15 protein-coding genes are annotated in these 18,638 nt (G+C 44.0%); 6 read left to right on the top strand and 9 right to left on the bottom strand.

The window, feature by feature from the left end:
- Positions 1-228 precede the first annotated feature (228 nt).
- The 4 genes from SSV_RS03905 to SSV_RS03890 all read right to left on the bottom strand — a co-directional run bounded on the left by SSV_RS03905 (position 229) and on the right by SSV_RS03890 (position 5,619).
- Positions 229-777 (bottom strand): DJ-1 family glyoxalase III, encoded by a 549-nt coding sequence (locus SSV_RS03905; RefSeq protein WP_072073766.1) that lies wholly within the window; start codon positions 775-777, stop codon positions 229-231.
- A 72-nt stretch (positions 778-849) separates the two neighbouring features.
- Positions 850-2,082, bottom strand: coding sequence for an FtsW/RodA/SpoVE family cell cycle protein (locus tag SSV_RS03900; protein WP_072073765.1), 1,233 nt, complete (start codon positions 2,080-2,082; stop codon positions 850-852).
- Between the two features lie 12 nt (positions 2,083-2,094).
- Positions 2,095-3,075 carry a YeiH family protein gene (locus SSV_RS03895; protein ID WP_072073764.1) on the bottom strand — a complete coding sequence of 327 codons (981 nt, stop codon included), beginning with the start codon at positions 3,073-3,075 and terminating at the stop codon, positions 2,095-2,097.
- 99 nt (positions 3,076-3,174) lie between these two features.
- On the bottom strand, positions 3,175-5,619 hold the full coding sequence (locus SSV_RS03890) for a bifunctional DnaQ family exonuclease/ATP-dependent helicase (protein ID WP_072073763.1): 2,445 nt from the start codon (positions 5,617-5,619) through the stop codon (positions 3,175-3,177).
- 135 nt (positions 5,620-5,754) lie between these two features.
- On the opposite strand from SSV_RS03890, the gene SSV_RS03885 reads away from it, so the two are divergent.
- Complete coding sequence (locus SSV_RS03885) at positions 5,755-6,393, top strand: MBL fold metallo-hydrolase (protein WP_072073762.1); 639 nt, start codon at positions 5,755-5,757, stop codon at positions 6,391-6,393.
- 80 nt (positions 6,394-6,473) lie between these two features.
- Here the strand turns inward: SSV_RS03885 and ftsX are convergent, their stop codons facing one another.
- The 3 genes from ftsX to prfB all read right to left on the bottom strand — a co-directional run bounded on the left by ftsX (position 6,474) and on the right by prfB (position 9,225).
- On the bottom strand, positions 6,474-7,400 hold the full coding sequence (gene ftsX / locus SSV_RS03880; protein WP_072073761.1) for a permease-like cell division protein FtsX: 927 nt from the start codon (positions 7,398-7,400) through the stop codon (positions 6,474-6,476).
- Entirely contained in the window at positions 7,393-8,085 is a 693-nt protein-coding gene (ftsE, locus tag SSV_RS03875) for a cell division ATP-binding protein FtsE (protein WP_002895890.1), read from the bottom strand. The genes ftsX and ftsE overlap by 8 nt, the downstream gene beginning before the upstream one ends.
- A 44-nt stretch (positions 8,086-8,129) precedes the next feature.
- A protein-coding gene (gene prfB, locus SSV_RS03870; RefSeq protein ID WP_141640132.1) for a peptide chain release factor 2 occupies positions 8,130-9,225 on the bottom strand; the annotation gives its coding sequence in 2 pieces (ribosomal slippage) (positions 8,130-9,152 and positions 9,154-9,225; 1,095 coding nt in all).
- Positions 9,226-9,536: 311 nt separating this feature from the next.
- Here prfB and SSV_RS03860 point away from each other — a divergent pair.
- Positions 9,537-10,397, top strand: coding sequence for a metallophosphoesterase (locus tag SSV_RS03860; protein ID WP_072073759.1), 861 nt, complete (start codon positions 9,537-9,539; stop codon positions 10,395-10,397).
- Between the two features lie 153 nt (positions 10,398-10,550).
- On the opposite strand, the gene SSV_RS03855 is transcribed toward SSV_RS03860, so the two are convergent.
- A complete protein-coding gene (locus SSV_RS03855; protein WP_176693549.1) occupies positions 10,551-13,247 on the bottom strand; it encodes a cation-translocating P-type ATPase in 2,697 nt (898 codons plus the stop codon).
- 285 nt (positions 13,248-13,532) lie between these two features.
- Complete coding sequence (locus SSV_RS03850) at positions 13,533-13,919, bottom strand: YwiB family protein (protein ID WP_176693548.1); 387 nt, start codon at positions 13,917-13,919, stop codon at positions 13,533-13,535.
- Between the two features lie 115 nt (positions 13,920-14,034).
- On the opposite strand from SSV_RS03850, the gene SSV_RS03845 reads away from it, so the two are divergent.
- Genes SSV_RS03845 through SSV_RS03830 form a run of 4 tightly spaced genes read left to right on the top strand, consistent with a single transcriptional unit; the run spans position 14,035 to position 18,611 of the window.
- Positions 14,035-15,336 carry an HD domain-containing protein gene (locus SSV_RS03845; protein WP_072073756.1) on the top strand — a complete coding sequence of 434 codons (1,302 nt, stop codon included), beginning with the start codon at positions 14,035-14,037 and terminating at the stop codon, positions 15,334-15,336.
- 1 nt (position 15,337) lies between these two features.
- Positions 15,338-16,147: a sugar-phosphatase gene (gene yidA / locus SSV_RS03840; protein ID WP_072073755.1), complete on the top strand. Its 810-nt coding sequence runs from the start codon at positions 15,338-15,340 to the stop codon at positions 16,145-16,147.
- Positions 16,147-17,361 (top strand): aminoacyltransferase, encoded by a 1,215-nt coding sequence (locus tag SSV_RS03835; protein ID WP_072073754.1) that lies wholly within the window; start codon positions 16,147-16,149, stop codon positions 17,359-17,361. Before yidA ends, SSV_RS03835 begins: the two co-directional genes overlap by 1 nt.
- 14 nt (positions 17,362-17,375) lie before the next feature.
- Positions 17,376-18,611: an aminoacyltransferase gene (locus tag SSV_RS03830; protein ID WP_072073753.1), complete on the top strand. Its 1,236-nt coding sequence runs from the start codon at positions 17,376-17,378 to the stop codon at positions 18,609-18,611.
- Positions 18,612-18,638 lie beyond the last annotated feature (27 nt).

Genomic DNA, 18,638 nt, shown 5'->3' with positions numbered 1-18,638 from the left:
TTATACCATAATTTTCATGAAAAAGGGGCTAATATTTGCCCGAACCCAGCACTTTTCCGACTTTTTTCAACCCTTTTTCTAAACAAAATATCTCAAAGAATCTAAAATTTAAAAATGGCTGCTAATTTCGTCCATTCCAACATCTCTGAACCCGTCCCATGTAGGGGGCGGCAAAGGTGCATAAGACTTCAAAAAAGCTGGGAAACATTATGAATCCCAGCCTCTTCTTTAGTTTCCAAATACATCTGTGTAAAGCATGGCATCAGCCAACTGGTCAGCGTCTCCGCCCAGCTGACGAACCAGCTCATAGGCGAAAGCCAAGGCAGTCGATGGACCACGGCTAGTAATCAGCTTCCCATCAACAAGAACTGTTTCTTTACGGTAAGTTCCATTTTTAATATTGTCTTGAGCACCATCATAGCAAGTGAAATATTTACCAGTCAAGATACCTGCGCGGTCAAGAGCAATGGGAGCGGCACAAATGGCAGCGATACATTTATCCGCCTGCTGAAAATCCTGCAAAAGCTGCATCAGGCGGTCATCGTCACGAAGATTAGCCGATCCTGGCATCCCCCCTGGCAAAATGACCATATCGTAGTCATCCAGTCTGCCCTTCCAGACCTGATCCGCTTGAACAGTGATGGCGTGAGATCCAGTCACTGATTCATCAAAACCAATCATATCACAGACAAGACCTGCACGGCGCAAGACATCCACAACCGTCAGGGCCTCGATTTCTTCAAAGCCGGGAGCTAAGAGTAAAGCTGCTTTTTTCATGAAAATATCCTTTCTGAGATGAGCCAGTCACAAAATCGCATCTGATTTGTGAGTCAAAAACTTACTTTATCTTTATTTTAATTTCTTCAGTACGACTTTTTTTCGGACTGCAGGAATTCGCTCCTTCTTTTCATCCGCCAGGCTGTTCTGATAGGAGACGGACAGCAGGAGACCGACACCAATAAGATTACTGATGATGGAAGAACCACCCTGTGAGATAAAGGGCAGCGGAATCCCTGTCAGAGGCAGAATCCCTGTCACTGCTCCAATATTTTCAAAGATATGGAAGAGTAGCATCATGATAAAGCCAGTTGAGATATAAGTATAAAACTGGTTGTTAGATTTAATCGTAATCTTGAGCATGCGGTAAATCAGCAGTAAATAGAGCATGATAACCATGGTCGAGCCCAAAAAGCCAAAATCTTCTGCAATGACGGTAAAAATCATATCGCTTTCCCGAACAGGCACCAAGAGATTAGAGACATTAAAGCCTTGGCCAGTCAGACCGCCGCTTCCGACAGCGATTTGTCCCTGTGCTTGCTGGAAAGTGGTCGTCTGAGCGTAGTCAAAAGGATGAAGCCAAGCCAAAATCCGATTGATTTGGTAGGTTGGCATGCCTAGATTATGCAGAAAGGCACGGCCGCCATCGGAAATAAAGATAAAGAGAAATCCTCCCAATAGCAGGACTCCCGTCAGAAAGACCGGCAGGATAATCTTCCAAGAAACACCTGACAGTAGAACAATGCCGCCGTATATAGCAACAAAAACCAGAGCTGTGCCCAAATCACTTTGAAGGGTTAACAGAACCAGAACAGGCACTGTGTAGAGCCCAAGCTTCAGAATCAGAAAAAAGTCTAAAGCCAAGGTTCGCTCATCCTGCTTGTGTTTCTGGAGAAAATGAACCACCAGCCGCGACAGCATGAGAATATATGAAATCTTCATGAACTCCGAGGGCTGAAAGAGGGTCACACCACGAATAGCAATCCAGTTTTTGGCACCAGTGGAGGCTACCAGAGATTGGCTGTAAAAAATCAGAGGCAAGACCATGAGGCCAAGACCAAAAACATAGAGATAAGGCGTAATTTTCCAGAGAAACTTGGTGTTAAAAAACATGAGGATAAAGCTGAGCAGGAAGCCCACCGCAATCCAGGCAATCTGCTGACCAACCATGGGCCATGCATTGTCAGGATAATCATGACTAACAGCAATGTAAATAGCTACAACTCCGATTGAAAGCAACATCAAAACGGGCAAAATTAAACTATAATCAATCCGAGACTCAAACGTCCGTCTTTGATAGGGCATAGTCCCTCCTTTTTAGAAAAAATACTGGATAATCAAGCTTGAAACAGCGACGCAAAACCAAGCAAAGGCACCAGTCAGCAAAGGCGCTGCTCCTGCTTGCTTAAACTGCTTAAAGGAAACCTTGGCGCCAATAGCTGCCAAGGCCATAGCCATCAGCCACTGAGAAATGAATTTTGTATAGGGGATGACAGCAGCCGGCAGAAACCCAAGACTGCTGACAAGTGAAGCTAGGACAAACCAAGCTATAAACCAAGGAAAAATCTGTTTCAAGTTTGTCTTTTGCGACGACTTCTTAGACTTGATATAGCGATAAGCTGCGAAGATCAAGCAAGCAGGTACAATCATCAGGGCCCGACTAAGCTTGACAATGGTCGCCAAGTCCCCAGCTGACGGGCTATATGTATAGCCTGCTGCCACTACTGACGAAGTATCATTGATGGCTGTTCCAGCCCAAGTCCCAAAAAAGGCATCCGACATCTGTAACAAATGCCCTAAAAAAGGGAAAATGAATACTGCTAAAATATTGAAAAAGAAAATAGTGGAGATAGACAGGGCGATTTCCTCTTCATCAGCTTCCAAGATTGGTGATGCGGCCGCAATGGCAGAACCGCCGCAGATGGCTGTTCCAAAACCGATTAAAATAGTCAAGACACGGTTCATCTTAAAGAAACGCCCAGCCAGATAGGCTGCCAGAAAGGCTATCAGAATAGTGATAAGACTGATACGAAGAGAAGAAATCCCCGTCTCAGAAACCTGACCAATGGACATAGAAAATCCCAAAAAGATGATGGAATACTGCAGCAATTTCTTCCCCGAATAGCTGAGACCTTCCTGAAAAGCAGCCGGCAGCTTCATGCTGTTGTTCAAAACAATCCCCAAGACAATAGCCAAAACACTAGAGCCTATCAAGGGAAACAAACCGCCTAAAAAGATAGAAACAGCCGCTATGCCAAAGGATAACAGAATTCCTGGTAAATATTTTTTCACGAACACCCCTTCTTTCCTATGCCTCTCATTATAACAAATTCTATCCCAAAAATCTGAATGGAACTAAAAAATCAGCCAATAAAACTCAGCTGATTTCAGATAGTTTCAATCAAAAAAGTCTTGTAATTCCTGCATAATGGCTGCCTCCGGCAGAATATCCAAAGACGCTAATTGTGACAGATGATGCTGAATCTGCTTGCCATAGCGTTTACTAGAGATTCGGTTGTCCAAAAGAATGACGGCTGATTTCTGATGCTCATTGCGCCGGGTCCGGCCAATGGCCTGCTTAAGCCGTAAGATTGCAAGAGGCAGTTGATAATCATAAAAGGCATTCTTGCCTTCCGCTTTCAGGCGGCTATTAATCTTCTGTACAAAAAAATCCTTGGGATTGTCAAATGGAATCCGAGTAATCAGCTGAATAATCTGATCTTGCTCAGCAAAATCAGTCCCCTCCCAAAAACTGCCAGATCCCAAAAGGATACCTGCTTCTCCTCTATCAAAACGCCGCTTGATATTGCCGGCATCGCCATTTTTATATTGGGCTAAATGCGGCAGAGCCAGCAAGTCCGAAACAGTCAAAAGCAAGTCTTTAGAGGTGAAGAGGACGACGATAGGCAGACTAAGTTTTGCCACTTCTTGCAGGCAAGCAACAATCTCTCTAGCGAAATCCTCAGTTGACAAATCCACTACTGCTGGAAAACTTTCATCTAAAAAGAGCTTCTGCAGTGGCTTCTTCTTACTTCTCAGCTTGTAAAAGCGATAACTTTCAAAGCCTAGCAACTGCGCCAAATTGACCTTAGAGCTGATTTCCAGAGTAGACGAAACCAAGATAACCTTGGCCCTTTCAGGTATAAAGTCGGTAAAATGCAGCAATTCTGACCGGCCAGCATGTAGAGTCATAAAGCGATGGTCTGCCAAATCTTCATCAACCAACCAATAATACTGGTATTTGCCACTGAACAAGTGCTGCAGCTCAGGCAGTGCACTAGTCTTTAACTCTGACACATCCTGAAGCAGCCGGGCAATCTTTTCCTGACTTAGCTCAGATGTTTTCTTGCGATGCTTCTCTGCGGCATCAGCCAGCTCAAACTGAATACTTTGCAAAAGCCGTTGCTGCAGAAGTTCCCCTTCTTCCTGAAGGAGATGATTTATCTGCTGCAGCGTTTTAGTTAGATTTATACTGGCCTGAGAGAAGCTTTCCAAGGCGAAAAACATTTTCTGAGCTTCATCAACTACCAGAATGCGATTGTCCAGCAAAGACTGGTCATCCTCTAAACGCGTCAGCAGGTAAGCATGATTAGTAATCACGACTCGACTGGTAGCTGACTTGACCTGTCCCAACCGCCAAAAATCTTCCTCATAAAAAAGAGAGTGCTTGCTTAGCTTGCCGTCATGACGAATTTCATTGAAGTAACTTGAGAAGCGATGAGCTTGCCCGATTTCATTCAAATCACCTGTTTTAGTTTCTGTCAGCCAAACCAAGAGTTGCAGCTTGCAGCGATTAACCAGACGGTTGTCATATTCCCTATCCAATGTCTGATAGAAATAGTCAAGCTTGAGATAATTCTCCGGACTCTTGAGACTGTGAAAGGAAATACCAAATACTTCCTCCAACAATCGCCCTTCCTTTTGAAGCAGCTGGTCCTGCAGGATCTTAGTCGGAACCGTAACTAGTACTTTTTCTTGACCTCTAGACAGAATAGGCAGCAAATAGCCAAAGGTCTTGCCCAAGCCTGTCTGCGCCTCTAGAAAACTAGGCTCCTGCTGATCCAGAGCTTCCTCCATAAAGCTAGCAAACTTGAGCTGTTCTGGCCGCTCTTCTAAGCCCAGCAAGTATAGATTGGTCAGGAAATCTTGCGACAGTTTCTTTTCCGAAGTCAGCTTTTGGGGAAGTCGCAGGAAAATACCATGGCAGGATTGCAGTTCCTTATCTTGCTGATCCGGCATAGTCTGATAAACTTCCTCGATAGCCAAGCGGGACTCATAGATAATGCTATCTGCCAAAGTTAACATTTTCTCAACCAAGGCCTTGGGCAGGCTCTTGATTTTGTCTTGTATTTTTAAAAATAGCTGAGCCGTCGCTTGAGCATCTGCCAGAGCAGTATGGGCGTTTTCTAAAGAAATATCCAGCAAATTACAGAGATTTCCCAAGGAATATTTATCAAAGGTCGGGTAAAAGACCTGAGCCAACTCCACCGTGTCCACACGCGGTGTCAGCAAGTCAAAACCTTCCCAGAAAAGGGCCTCCGCTAATAGATTGGCATCAAACTTGACATTATGAGCGACAAAAATCGCATCCTGAATCAGCTCATATACCTCAGCTGCTACCTGAGAAAACTCCGGAGCTCGGCCAAGCCGCTCATCATCCAAACCTGTCAGCTCTTTGATATGCTCATCCAGTTCCTCATGAGGATTGACATCTGTTTCATAAGTCTTGGCAATGATTCCATTCTCAATCAGAACAATGCCAATCTGGATAATCTTTGCATTGCTACCCGTTCCTGTAGCCTCCAAGTCCACAACGGCATACTTATAATCATTTTGTGTCATACTGCTATGATTATATCATAAAAGCCATTCTGAGACATCTGAAAATTTTCAGCCCAAGCGCAGAAAGTAATTCTGTGCAAAAAAACAGCTTTTCTGTTACACTCAATAGCAGAATACATTTTCCGAGGAAATCAAATGAAGATTCATAAAATTACCAACCTTGTTGCATTTGAAAACACCTATATCTTAGAAAATAATCAAGGCCTCCTAATCGTCGATCCTGGCAGCGACTGGAAAAAGATTGAGCGCAAGCTGGAGGAACTCACCAAGCCTGTGATTGCTATTCTCCTAACCCACACCCATTATGACCATATTATGAGTTTAGAAAAGGTCCGAGAGCACTATGCGGCCCCACCTGTCTATGTGGCCGATAGCGAAAGCAGCTGGCTCTACACACCGACAGATAACCTATCTGGTCTGGCGCGCCATGATGACATGGAAGATATTATTTGCCGACCAGCAGAGGAGTTTTTCTCCTACGAGACAGACTATGACCTTGGTGGTTTCCACTTCTATGTATTGCAAACACCTGGGCACTCCATCGGAGGTGTCTCTCTAGTCTTTCCAGATGATCGCCTTGTTTTGACGGGTGATGCACTCTTTCGGGAAAGCATCGGACGAACGGATCTGCCAACTGGCAATACGACTCAATTGCTAACATCTATTCGTGAGAAACTTCTGGTATTGCCTAAAGACTATGTTGTTTATCCTGGTCATGGTAATGATACCACTATTTCACATGAAAAAGTCTTTAATTCATTTTTAGCTCAGTAAGCATTTAAGCAATTATCTATAGTTATCTATAACAAAAACAGAGTTTGAAATTCTTCAAACTCTGTTTTTGTTATGAATTATTAAATCTTCAAGAAGCGTCTCATAGAGAAGACAGATCCCAACGATCCGATAAGAATACCCAATACGAAAAGTATTGCTATCATAATCGGACTAAAGAGTTTCGGATCAATCATAGAAAGCCCTTGACCGACTAGGCTCTTATTCATAGTCTGGAAGGCTATTTTGTATATAAAATACACTGCCACTGACGGAATTGTTGCCCCTAGCAAGCCAATCCATGCCCCTTCAAACAAGAAAGGTCCACGGATATAGCTATTCTTGGCACCAACCAAGCGCATGATTTGAATCTCGCGACTGCGGGAAATAATGGTAATCCGAATAGTATTGGAAATGAGAAGGACAGCAACAAAAATTAGAAGCGCTGCACCAATCAAGCCCCATGTTTGGATAAAATTAGAAAGCGCAAAGAGCTTTTTAGTATTGGTACCACCATTTTGAACCTCTGAAACACCATCAATTTTCCGAGCATCTTTTGTAACAGATTCTACATACTTAGGTGCCTTGGTCTCAAGAATATAAGCATCGTAAAGTGGGTTGGCATCACCGTCAAAAATCTTCCACTCGCTACCCATGGTTTCTGTCAGCTGCTCATATTGTTCTTCCTTACTAGAAAAAGTAACCTTATCTACATTTTTCATAGAAGTCAGAGCATCATAGACCTTATGGTAGTCCTCATTCTGAACTGTTTGGCCTTCTTTTACAATCGTTTCGCTATTGTCAGCAACATCCTTACGCATGTACACCATGACGCGGACATTATTTGAAATATCATTTGCCAGCTTGGCTGTATTTAAAATTACTGAAGCAAAAACAGCCACTAAGCTCAAGGTAATCATAACCGAGCTGACAGCCGCTACAGTCATCCAACCATTCCGCGTAAGACTCTTAAGCGACTCAATCAAATGACGAAAAAATCTTCTAATCATCGTATCCGTATTCTCCTTCCGCTTCATCACGTACCACACGGCCATTTTCAATAGCAATAACGCGGTGACGCAGAGTATTTACAATCTGGCTGTTGTGGGTTGCCATCAGGACAGTTGTTCCCTGAAGGTTAATCCGCTCCAGCAGGTTCATAATCTCCCAAGAATTATCTGGGTCCAAGTTTCCTGTCGGCTCATCCGCAATCAGGACTTTAGGGTTGTTAGCAATAGCACGCGCAATGGCAATCCGCTGCTGCTCACCACCGGACAGCTCATTAGGGAATGAGCGAACCTTGTGCTTAAGACCAACCAGATCCAGCACTTCCATAACCCGCTTTTTAATATTGCGACGGCGCTCACCGATAACTTCCATGGCGTAGGCAATATTCTCATACACTGTCTTTTTAGGAAGAAGTTTATAGTCTTGGAAGACGACTCCAACCTGACGGCGCAGCATTGGAACATCACGCTTCTTAATCTTAGCTAGGTCAAAATCAGCTACTTTCAGACTTCCCTTATCCAGCTTTATCTCCCGGTAAAGCAAACGAATAAAAGTTGACTTTCCTGCTCCTGAAGGGCCAACAATATAGGCAAACTCCCCAGGTTCTACGTTAATAGACACACTACGTAAGGCAGTGGTCCCGTTGCCATACTTCTTGACAACATCTTTCATTTCAATTATTGACATCTATTGAAATTTCCTTTCAATCTAATTCTAATCTCTTGCATTTCCTAGCTCAAACGCCATTTCAAATAAGCGTCGATGAAACCATCTAAATCTCCGTCCATAACCTTGTCCACCTGTGCTACTTCGTAACTGGTCCGATGGTCTTTGACCATGGTATAAGGCGTAAAGACATAGGAGCGGATTTGGCTGCCCCAGGAAATTTCCTTCTTATCTCCCTTGAGTGAGTCGACTTCGGCTGCTTGTTTCTCTTGCTCTAGCTGATAAAGCTTGGCCTGTAGCATCTTCATCGCTCGATCACGGTTTCCATACTGAGTCCGGTCAACCGTAGACTGCACCACAATTCCTGTAGGAATATGGGTCAGCCGCACACCAGTAGAAACTTTATTGACATTCTGTCCGCCGGCTCCTCCCGAGCGGAAAGTGTCCATCTTAATATCGTCATCGCGAATTTCCACCTCAATGGTGTCATCCAGCTCTGGCATGACCTCTACTGAGGTAAAGGAAGTATGACGACGTTTAGCTGAGTCAAATGGCGAAATCCGAACCAAACGGTGGACTCCCATTTCTGATTTGAGCAGACCATAAGCGTGCGGCCCTTCAAACGAAAGAGTCACTGACTTAATGCCTGCTTCATCACCAGCTTGATAGTCCAAGACCTCTACTTTGAAGCCCTTGGCATTGCCAAAGCGTGTATACATACGCAGCAGCATATCTCCCCAATCCTGGGCCTCTGTACCACCAGAGCCTGGGTGAATTTCAAGGATAGCATTGTTATTGTCGTAAGGCTCAGATAGGAGCAGGGTCATTTCATAGCTGGTCATCATTTTCTCGAGTTCAGCCAGCTTTTCTTCCAACTCTCCTTGAACCGACTCATCTTCAGCCAGAAAATCAAGCAAGATTTCCGATTCATCAAAAAGCTCAGTCATCTGATGGAAATTTTCATAGGTTTGCTTGAGTCCATTCAGCTCTTGAGATGTCTTCTGGGCTGCAATGTTGTCATCCCAAAAGTCGGGTTCTGTCATCTTATTTTCTAAGATGGCAATTTCTTCTTCCAGACCTTCTAAGTCAAAGAGACCCCCTGAAAGAAGCTAATTTTTCACGATTTGCGTCAATCTTTTGACGAATTTCTGAAATGTCCATAAATACCTCTTTTCACATATCGTTTAATTATAACATAAATTAAACAGTTTGCCTAATCTCACATTCAGCAGCTTACATTTTATCGGATTTTCCCTAGCTAGGCAAGACAAGCGACTCCTTGTCACCTAATTGTTAGAAAAGTAATATAATGACATGGGGTTGGAAGAATTATTTCAAGCCTTCCTGGACTTCATTCATGGATAAACGAAATACAAGATTACGAAAATTTATGAGGTGTTCTGATAAAAAGGGAGACTCTCCATAGGTGCTTAAGCATTTCCAACTTTTAAAAAATATGCTAGACTAAAACCATGATAAGAATCGGATTTATGAGCGACCTCCATCTGGACTCCAATCAGTTTGGGAATTTTGAGCACCAAGCTCTTCGACTGCTTTTAAAAGAGGAAGGGATTGACCACCTACACATTGCTGGAGATTTATCCAACGACCTGACCAAGATCAGTTTGCCCTTTATTGAAACTTTGAAGCAAGAGATTCCCCTTTCTTTTAATCTGGGAAATCACGATATGCTGGGACTTTCTGAGCAAGAAATTTCAAACTATGATTTTCAGGTCCAGCAGTTCGGCCAGACCAAGCTCGTCAGCTTTTCTGGCTGGTATGACTACAGCTTTGTTCCAGAAAAAAGCAAAGAAGAGCATCTGAAAACTAAGACTAATTTCTGGTTTGACCGCAGATTGGAGCGTCAACTGGACGACCCTAGCATTACATCTCAGACGCTGCAAGAGTTAGAAAAACTGCTGATGACTTTAGATGGTCCCATTATTGTTGCTCTGCATTTTGTGCCCCATCAAGACTTTCTATACGACCATCCCTATTTCCAGCGCTTCAACGCCTTCCTAGGAAGCCAAGCTTTTCATCAGCTTTTTGTCAAATACAGAGTGAAAGAAGTGATTTTTGGTCATCTCCATCACCGCCACCAAAGCCGTGTTATCGAAGGAGTTCGCTATCATATGCGTCCCCTTGGCTACATTCGTGAATGGGAACTGACTCGGAACTTTTTTAATGACTTTCCTCAGTATCAGATTCCTCAGATGTATCGCTTGCATAAGCGTTATAACGCTATAAAAGATTTAGCCGAATTTCGAGACTATAAGAAAAAACACCTGGCAGCTGAACTGAGAGATGCTTTAACAGTGATTGAAGTTCAGTAATGGAAATGTTGAATAGCAGCTCTCAGCTCATCTGAGAGCTGTTTTTTGCTGTCCAACTGCACATAGACTTCTAATAAGCAGGAGCGAAAATTGGAAAAAGCAATGAAGTCTTGGTTGCTATAAAAAAAGCCATCCGCAGATGACTTTTTGCTGTTAAATAGCATTCTTGTCCATACCTAATTTACGTTGGATGAACTTAACAATCTCAACAATGACAATCATGGCAAAGCTACCAATCAGAACAACTGTCCATTGTGACAAGTCCAGCTTGGTCACATGGAAAATCTTTTCCAGTGGATCAATTACAATAGTCGAAATCAATAGGATGAAAGAAACCAGAATAGACCAATTGAAGGTCTTAGACTTGAATGGACCAACTGTAAAGATAGATTGGTAAACAGATTTTACATTATAAGCATGGAAGAGCTGGATGAGGCCAAGAGTTGCAAAGGCCATTGTCAGAGCGTCCGCATGGATAGCAGTTTGATTACCAAGATGAACTGGATTCGAAATAGCATAGCCATAGACTGACAGGACTAGCATAGCTTGTAGAATACCTTGATAAATAATTGAATTCATGACTCCACCTGAGAAGAAACTTGACTTACGACCACGAGGTTTATGATTCATAGCACCAGGCTCAGCTGGTTCAACTCCCAGAGCAATAGCTGGGAAGGTATCTGTTACTAGGTTAATCCAAAGTAGGTGAACTGGCTGCAGCACATCCCAACCAAATAACGTTGCAAAAAATATCGTTAATACTTCTGCTATATTAGCTGAAAGTAGGTATTGAATAGTCTTTTGAATATTAGAAAATATTTTCCTTCCCTCTTCAACAGCTACGATTATTGTCGCAAAATTGTCATCCGCTAAAATGATATCTGAAGCACCCTTAGATACTTCTGTACCTGTAATGCCCATACCGATACCGATATCGGCTGTCTTCAAAGCTGGTGCGTCATTGACACCATCACCTGTCATAGCTACGACCTTACCTTGGTTTTGCCAAGCTTTGACAATCCGTACCTTATGCTCAGGAGAAACCCGTGCATAGACAGAGTATTGACCAACAACCTTTTCGAATTCTGCATCAGAAATCTCATTGAGCTCTGCGCCAGTCAGAACATGGTCTTCAGTATCTCCTTCTTCGATGATACCCAAACGCTTGGCGATAGCTTCTGCTGTATCCTGATGGTCACCGGTAATCATAATTGGACGAATACCTGCTTCCTTGGCTACACGAACAGCTTCTGCTGCTTCTGCACGTTCTGGGTCAATCATACCGATTAAACCAGTAAAGATTAAATCATTTTCTAGATTTTCAGATGTCAAGTCAGTCGGAACTGCATCAATAATCTTGTAGCCGCCAGCCAGCACGCGCAGAGCTTGGTGAGCCATGTCTGAGTTGTTCGACTTAATCAACTGTGAAGTAGCATCATCAATCGCTGCAACATCTCCAGCCTTATCACGAGCAACACAGCGTTTCAAGAGTTGGTCTGGTGCTCCCTTTACTGCCGCAAGGAATTTCCCATCTGGCAATGGATGAACAGTAGACATGAGTTTACGATCTGAATCAAAGGGCAGCTCAGCTACTCGAGGATATTTCTCTAAAAAGGCCTTCACATCATAGCCCTTGTCCAAAGCATACTGGATAAAGGCTGTTTCTGTTGGGTCACCAATTAGCTTCCCTTCTTGGTCAATCTTGGTATCATTGGCTAAGACAACCGAACGTAAGAGCGGCAGCTCCAGTCCAAGTTCAATATCTTGTCCAGCTTCATTCAGGACTCCGTCATAAAAGACTTTTTCGACCGTCATCTTATTCATGGTCAGGGTACCAGTCTTATCTGAAGCGATAATCTCAGTTGATCCCAAAGTCTCAACAGCTGGAAGCTTACGGACAATTGAATTCCGCTTAGCCAAAACCTGAGTTCCCAAAGCCAACACGATGGTAACGATAGCAGGCAGGCCTTCTGGAATAGCAGCAACTGCCAAGGCTACAGAGGTCATCAGCTCATCCAGTGGATTTTTCCCTTGAATGAAGACACCGACTACAAAAGTCACTGCAGCAATCACCAAGATAGCATAGGTCAGAACCTTAGACAGACTATTAAGATTTTGCTTGAGCGGTGTGTCCGTTTCATCCGCATCCTGCAACATACCTGCGATGTGGCCTACTTCCGTATACATCCCTGTATTAACAACCAATCCAACCCCACGACCATAGGTCACATTTGAGTTTTGGAAGGCCATATTGACCCGGTCGCCAATACCAGCATCTGCAGCTACCTCAACAGTCAAATCTTTCTCAACCGGCACAGACTCACCTGTCAGAGCCGCTTCTTCGATTTTCAGTGAATTAGCTTCTAAAAGTCGCATATCTGCTGGGACAACATCACCGGCTTCCAATCTAACGATATCACCAGGTACCAAGTCTTTAGAATCTACTTCTGTAACATGGCCATCACGCAGGACACGCGCAGCCGGACTGGACATGGATTTGAGAGCTGCAATCGCTTCTTCAGCCTTGCCCTCCTGATAGACACCGAAGATGGCATTGATGATTACGACAGCTAAGATGATTAAAGCATCTGCAATATCTTCACCACCTGATGTGACAACAGACAAGACAGCCGCTACCAACAAGATGATAATCATCAAATCCTTAAACTGCTCCAAAAACTTCATTAAGAGAGATTTTTTCTCCCCTTCATCCAGTTCATTGCGGCCATAATCAGCTAAACGCTTGGCAGCTTCTTGACTGGACAAACCTTGCTCTGAAGCGTCCAAAGTTTTGAAAATTTCCTCAGGACTCTGGGTGTAAAAAGCTTGGCGCTTTTGTTCTTTTGACAATGTATTCCTCCTCTTGGCCTCTTTTATTTCTGAACTTTTCTGACCACTACGACTTACCATCTCGAGCCGCATCAGTCATATCCAAAAAGTCAGAAACAAAAAAGAGACCTGTTTATTAACAAGTCTCGCTATTTCATACAAGGCCGGAAATTTCTTTCGTATTGACGACCTTGTAACGGTTATTCCGTTAGCTACTCCCTTGAGTTAGAAACTATTATACCAAATTTTCAAGCTTTTGCAAGGGGAAACATTATGATTTTCAAGAGTTTTCTCAGAGGATAGCAGTTAACCCCAGCTAATCTCCATTTCATAGCTGGCAAAAATCTGCTCCCCATCAACAGTTTTTAGCTGATAATGAAGTTCCAGAACTTGATTAGTAAAATCAACCTTATAGAAAGGAGTATCGGTCACAAACTGCTGCAAGCCCACAGGTGTATGGATGCCAACCAGCGCCTGCCCTTGACTGATGAAGCGCATGATAGACTTAGGCTCAGAAAAGCGGGTCATAACCAACTCTTTATCGTGAAACTTCAGAACTACTTTCTCTCCTTCTTCATTTTTGTATAGCAGATAATGATAGTTTCCTTTTTGCGTCCAGTCCGTATCGTAGATTTGATCAATTAGCTCGGTATGCCCGTCCAGTTGGATGTGATTTTTTATTCTAATTTGCATCTTCATCTCGTTTCTGTTTTTCTTTCCCTATTCTATCAAAAAAAGGACAAAATTGCTCTTCTTTCAGTTGCAGCTTTGATTTTTTTCCTACTATGATTTGTGGTATAATGGTAGCATGATTGAAAAAGTATTTCGGGACCCGGTTCACAATTATGTGCATGTGGATCATCAGGTCATTTATGATTTAATCAATACCAAAGAATTTCAACGGCTGCGCCGCATCAAACAGCTGGGTACCTCCGGCTATACTTTCCACGGCGGGGAGCACAGCCGTTTTTCGCATTGTCTGGGAGCTTATGAGATTGCCCGGCGCATCACCAAGATTTTCAATGAAAAATACCAATCCAACTGGGACAGCCACGAAAGCCTGCTGACCATGACAGCCGCTCTCCTGCATGACTTGGGGCACGGAGCCTATTCACACACTTTCGAGCGCCTCTTTGATACTAATCACGAGGACATTACGCGGCAAATCATCACCAGTCCAGAGACAGAGATTCATCAGGCCTTGCTGCAGGTTTCGCCAGATTTCCCAGAAAAGGTAGCTAGCGTCATCAACCATACCTATCCCAATAAGCAGGTGGTCCAGCTGATTTCCAGCCAGATTGATGTGGACCGGATGGATTATCTCTTGCGAGATTCCTTCTTTACTGGCGCTTCCTATGGGCAATTTGACTTAACTAGAATTTTACGAGTGATTTGTCCTGTAGAAAACGGCATTGCCTTCAAGCGCAATGGCATGCATGCGGTAGAAGACTACGTAGTCAGCCGATACCAGATGTACATGCAGGTTTATTTCCACCCGGCCAGCCGAGCTATGGAAGTTCTGCTGCAAAATCTGCTCAAGCGGGCCAAGTTTCTCTATCCGGCTCAGAAAGATTATTTTGCGCTGTCATCGCCCAATCTCATTCCATTCTTTGAAAACAGAGTGACCCTGCAGGATTATCTGTTCTTGGATGATGGTGTTATGAATACCTATTTCCAAGTTTGGATGGCTAGTCCGGACAAGATTTTATCTGACTTGGCTCAGCGTTTTATCAACCGCAAGGTCTTTAAGTCTATCGTCTTCTCTCAGGAAAACGAAGGGCATTTGGATATCATGCGAGACCTAGTTGGACAGGTTGGTTTTGACCCTGATTACTATACTGCTATCCATCGTAATTTTGATTTACCTTACGATTTCTACCGGCCTGACGTTGAAAAACCTCGGACCCAGATTGAAATCCTACAAAAAGATGGCAGCTTAGCAGAACTGTCCAGCCTGTCTCCTATCGTCCATTCGCTAGCCGGGACCAGACAGGGTGATAATCGCTTCTACTTCCCCAAGGAAATGCTAGCAGAGACCGGACTTTTCAGCGAAAAAAACCAGACCTTTATGCACTATATCAAAAATGACCAATTTACCTACGGAGAATAATATGTCTATCAAATTAGTTGCCGTCGACATTGACGGCACCCTTTTAAATAACCAAAAAGAAATCACTCCTGAAGTCTTCAGCGCTGTTCAGGATGCCAAGGCTGCTGGTGTCAAAATCGTTATTGCAACCGGCCGTCCTATTGCGGGTGTTCAAAAGCTTCTCGAGGAGCTAGAGCTTAATCAGCCAAACAACTATGTCGTTACTTTCAACGGCGGACTGGTGCAGGATACTGTCACAGGTCAAGAATTAATCAAAGAAACACTGACCTATGACGACTATCTGGATATCGAACTACTCGGGCGAAAATTAGGTGTTCACATGCATGCCATCACCAAGGACGGCATTTATACAGCCAATCGAAACATCGGCAAGTACACTGTTTACGAGTCCAATCTGGTCAGCATGCCTATCTTCTACCGCACACCTGAAGAAATGACCAATAAAGAAATCGTTAAGTGCATGTATATTGATGAACCGGAAATTTTGGATGCGGCCATTGCTAAGCTACCACCAGAATTAGCCGAAAAATATACACTGGTTAAATCAGCTCCTTTCTATCTGGAAATTGTCAAAAAGACTGTCAATAAAGGGGCTGCTATCCTTCATTTGGCTGAAAAACTGGGCTTAAGCAAGGAGCAGACTATGGCTATCGGTGATGAAGAAAATGACCGCGCCATGCTGGAAGCCGTCGGCTCTCCTGTTGTCATGGAAAACGGCAAGGAAGAACTCAAGAAAATCGCCAAATATATCACCAAATCAAACAACGAATCCGGTGTAGCACACGCTATTAGAGAGTGGGTTTTAAAATAATGTTTAGTTACAAAATTGGAATTTCAGCTCAGGAACACGACGATTTTGTCACGACTCATCCGCAGGCCAATCTTCTGCAGAGCTCAGCCTGGGCTCAGATCAAGGACAACTGGGCCAATGAGCGCTTGGGCTTCTATAAAGACGACCGCTTGGTTGCTGCAGCCAGTGTCCTGATTAAACCACTTCCCTTGGGAATGACCATGCTTTATATCCCGCGCGGTCCCATAATGGACTATGGTGACAAGGAGCTGCTGACCTTTGTTTTGGCCTCGCTCAAGAAATTTGCCAAGGAGAAAAAAGCGCTCTTTATCAAGTTTGATCCTAGCCTCTTTCTGGCAGAAAGCAAGATGGGTGGCGAATTGCAAGACAAGACAGAAACGATTGAGCTGATTCAACAGTTACAGGAAGCAGGAGCTGTCTGGGTCGGGCGGACGGAGTCTCTGGACGAAACCATCCAGCCTCGCTTGCAGGCCAATATCCATAAAGAAGATTTTAGTGAGGAGCTGCTTTCTAAGAGTACTCGCCAGGCTATTCGTACAGCCCGTAACAAAGGCATTCAAATCCAATTTGGCGGAGCAGAATTACTGGATGACTTTTCAGCCCTGATGAAGAAAACAGAAAACAGAAAAAACATCCACCTGCGCGGCAAAGACTATTACCAAAAACTCTTGGATACTTATCCTGAGCATTCCTATGTCACCTTATCCAGCATTGATCTAAAGGCACGATTGGAAGACTTGCAGGCTCAGCTGACCAAGACACTCAAGGAAGCAGAGAAATTTACCAAGAAAACCAAGCCTGGCAAGATTGAGAATAACCAGCAAGAACAGAAACGCCTCCAAGAAGAGATTGACTTCCTGCAGGACAAAATCAGCCAAGGTGCTACTGTCGTTCCCCTGTCTGGCACACTGGTCTTGGAATACGGCAAAACCTCTGAAAATATCTATGCCGGAATGGATGAGGAATACCGCCGTTACCAGCCAGCCATTATCACTTGGTACGAAACGGCCAAACATGCTTTTGAGCGCGGAGCTGATTGGCAAAATATGGGCGGAATCGAAAACGATCTCAAGGGCGGTCTCTACAGCTTTAAATCCAAGTTCAATCCGACCATTGAGGAATTCGCTGGTGAGTTTAACCTGCCAACTAATCCCCTCTACCACCTCTCTAATCTGGCCTACACACTCAGAAAGAAACTGCGCAGCAAGCATTAACAGAAAGGAAGCCTATGACCTTTAAACTTCTCAGCCAAGAAGAATTCATCCAGCATACCTCAGCTAGCTCCCAACGCTCTTTTATGCAGACCGTAGAAATGGCAGAGCTGCTGAGCAAGCGTGGCTTCAGTACCCAGTATGTTGGCTACACTGACCCACAGGGACAGGTCGTGGTGTCTGCTGTCCTCTACAGTATGCCGATGACTGGCGGCCTCCATATGGAAATCAACTGCGGTCCTGTCTCTACCGATGCTAAATACCTGACTCCCTTCTATCAAGCTTTGCAGGCTTACGCTAAAAAAGAAGGCGCTCTGGAACTCATCATCAAGCCCTACGAGACTTATCAGACCTTTGACAGCAATGGCCAGGCAACTTCTGATGAAAAATCCGAGCTTATCCAGCAACTGACTGACTTGGGCTTTGACTTTGACGGCCTACAGACAGGCTATCCAGGCGGGGAGCCTGATTGGCATTATGTCAAAGATTTAGCTGGTCTGACGGAGAAAGACCTGCTCAAGTCCTTCAGTAAAAACGGCAAGGCGACCGTCAAAAAGGCGAATACCTTTGGCATCAAGCTAAAAAGGCTGGAACGTGACCAACTCAGCGTTTTCAAAGACATCACAGCTGCCACTTCTGACCGGCGGGAATATGATGACAAGCCACTAGACTACTATCAAGATTTTTATGATAGCTTTGGTCAGCAAGCAGACTTTATGACAGCCAGTCTCAACTTCAAGGATTATCTTCAGAACTTACAAAAAGATCAAGAGAAACTGGGCCAGAAAATCCAGAAACTACAGGCTGACTTGGAAAACAATCCTCAATCTGAAAAGAAGCAAAACCAGCTACGAGAGCTTTCCAGCCAGTTTGGTAGCTTTGAAACCCGCAAAGCAGAGGCTCAAGATCTGATTGACAAATACGGCGACCAAGACCAGATTCTAGCTGCCAGCCTCTTTATCTATACTCCTCAGGAAACAACCTATCTTTTCAGCGGCTCCTATCCTGAGTTTAATAAATTCTACGCCCCAGCCCTGCTGCAGGAATACGTTATGACCGAAAGTATCAAGAGAGGCATTCCATTTTATAATTTCCTCGGTATTATGGGAATTTTCGATGGTTCTGACGGTGTTCTGCGCTTCAAACAGAACTTCAACGGCTTCATCGTCCGAAAAATGGGAACTTTCCGTTATTATCCTAATCCTCTCAAGTTTAAGCTGCTTCAGCTCATAAAGAAAATTCTAAGACGTTAAAAAACCAAGGTTTTCCTTGGTTTTTTT

The organism is Streptococcus sanguinis (genome assembly GCF_001078705.1).
Lineage (GTDB): Bacteria > Bacillota > Bacilli > Lactobacillales > Streptococcaceae > Streptococcus > Streptococcus sanguinis_D.
This window is presented reverse-complemented; position numbering and strand designations above follow the sequence as displayed.

Coding starts and splice junctions, on each gene's coding strand:
- ftsE (WP_002895890.1), bottom strand. CDS start 8,085: ATGTCAATAATTGAAATGAAAGATGTTGTCAAGAAGTATGGCAACGGG.
- SSV_RS03890 (WP_072073763.1), bottom strand. CDS start 5,619: ATGACACAAAATGATTATAAGTATGCCGTTGTGGACTTGGAGGCTACA.
- yidA (WP_072073755.1), top strand. CDS start 15,338: ATGTCTATCAAATTAGTTGCCGTCGACATTGACGGCACCCTTTTAAAT.
- SSV_RS03835 (WP_072073754.1), top strand. CDS start 16,147: ATGTTTAGTTACAAAATTGGAATTTCAGCTCAGGAACACGACGATTTT.
- SSV_RS03905 (WP_072073766.1), bottom strand. CDS start 777: ATGAAAAAAGCAGCTTTACTCTTAGCTCCCGGCTTTGAAGAAATCGAG.
- ftsX (WP_072073761.1), bottom strand. CDS start 7,400: ATGATTAGAAGATTTTTTCGTCATTTGATTGAGTCGCTTAAGAGTCTT.
- SSV_RS03900 (WP_072073765.1), bottom strand. CDS start 2,082: ATGCCCTATCAAAGACGGACGTTTGAGTCTCGGATTGATTATAGTTTA.
- SSV_RS03860 (WP_072073759.1), top strand. CDS start 9,537: ATGATAAGAATCGGATTTATGAGCGACCTCCATCTGGACTCCAATCAG.
- SSV_RS03885 (WP_072073762.1), top strand. CDS start 5,755: ATGAAGATTCATAAAATTACCAACCTTGTTGCATTTGAAAACACCTAT.
- SSV_RS03830 (WP_072073753.1), top strand. CDS start 17,376: ATGACCTTTAAACTTCTCAGCCAAGAAGAATTCATCCAGCATACCTCA.
- SSV_RS03850 (WP_176693548.1), bottom strand. CDS start 13,919: ATGCAAATTAGAATAAAAAATCACATCCAACTGGACGGGCATACCGAG.
- SSV_RS03845 (WP_072073756.1), top strand. CDS start 14,035: ATGATTGAAAAAGTATTTCGGGACCCGGTTCACAATTATGTGCATGTG.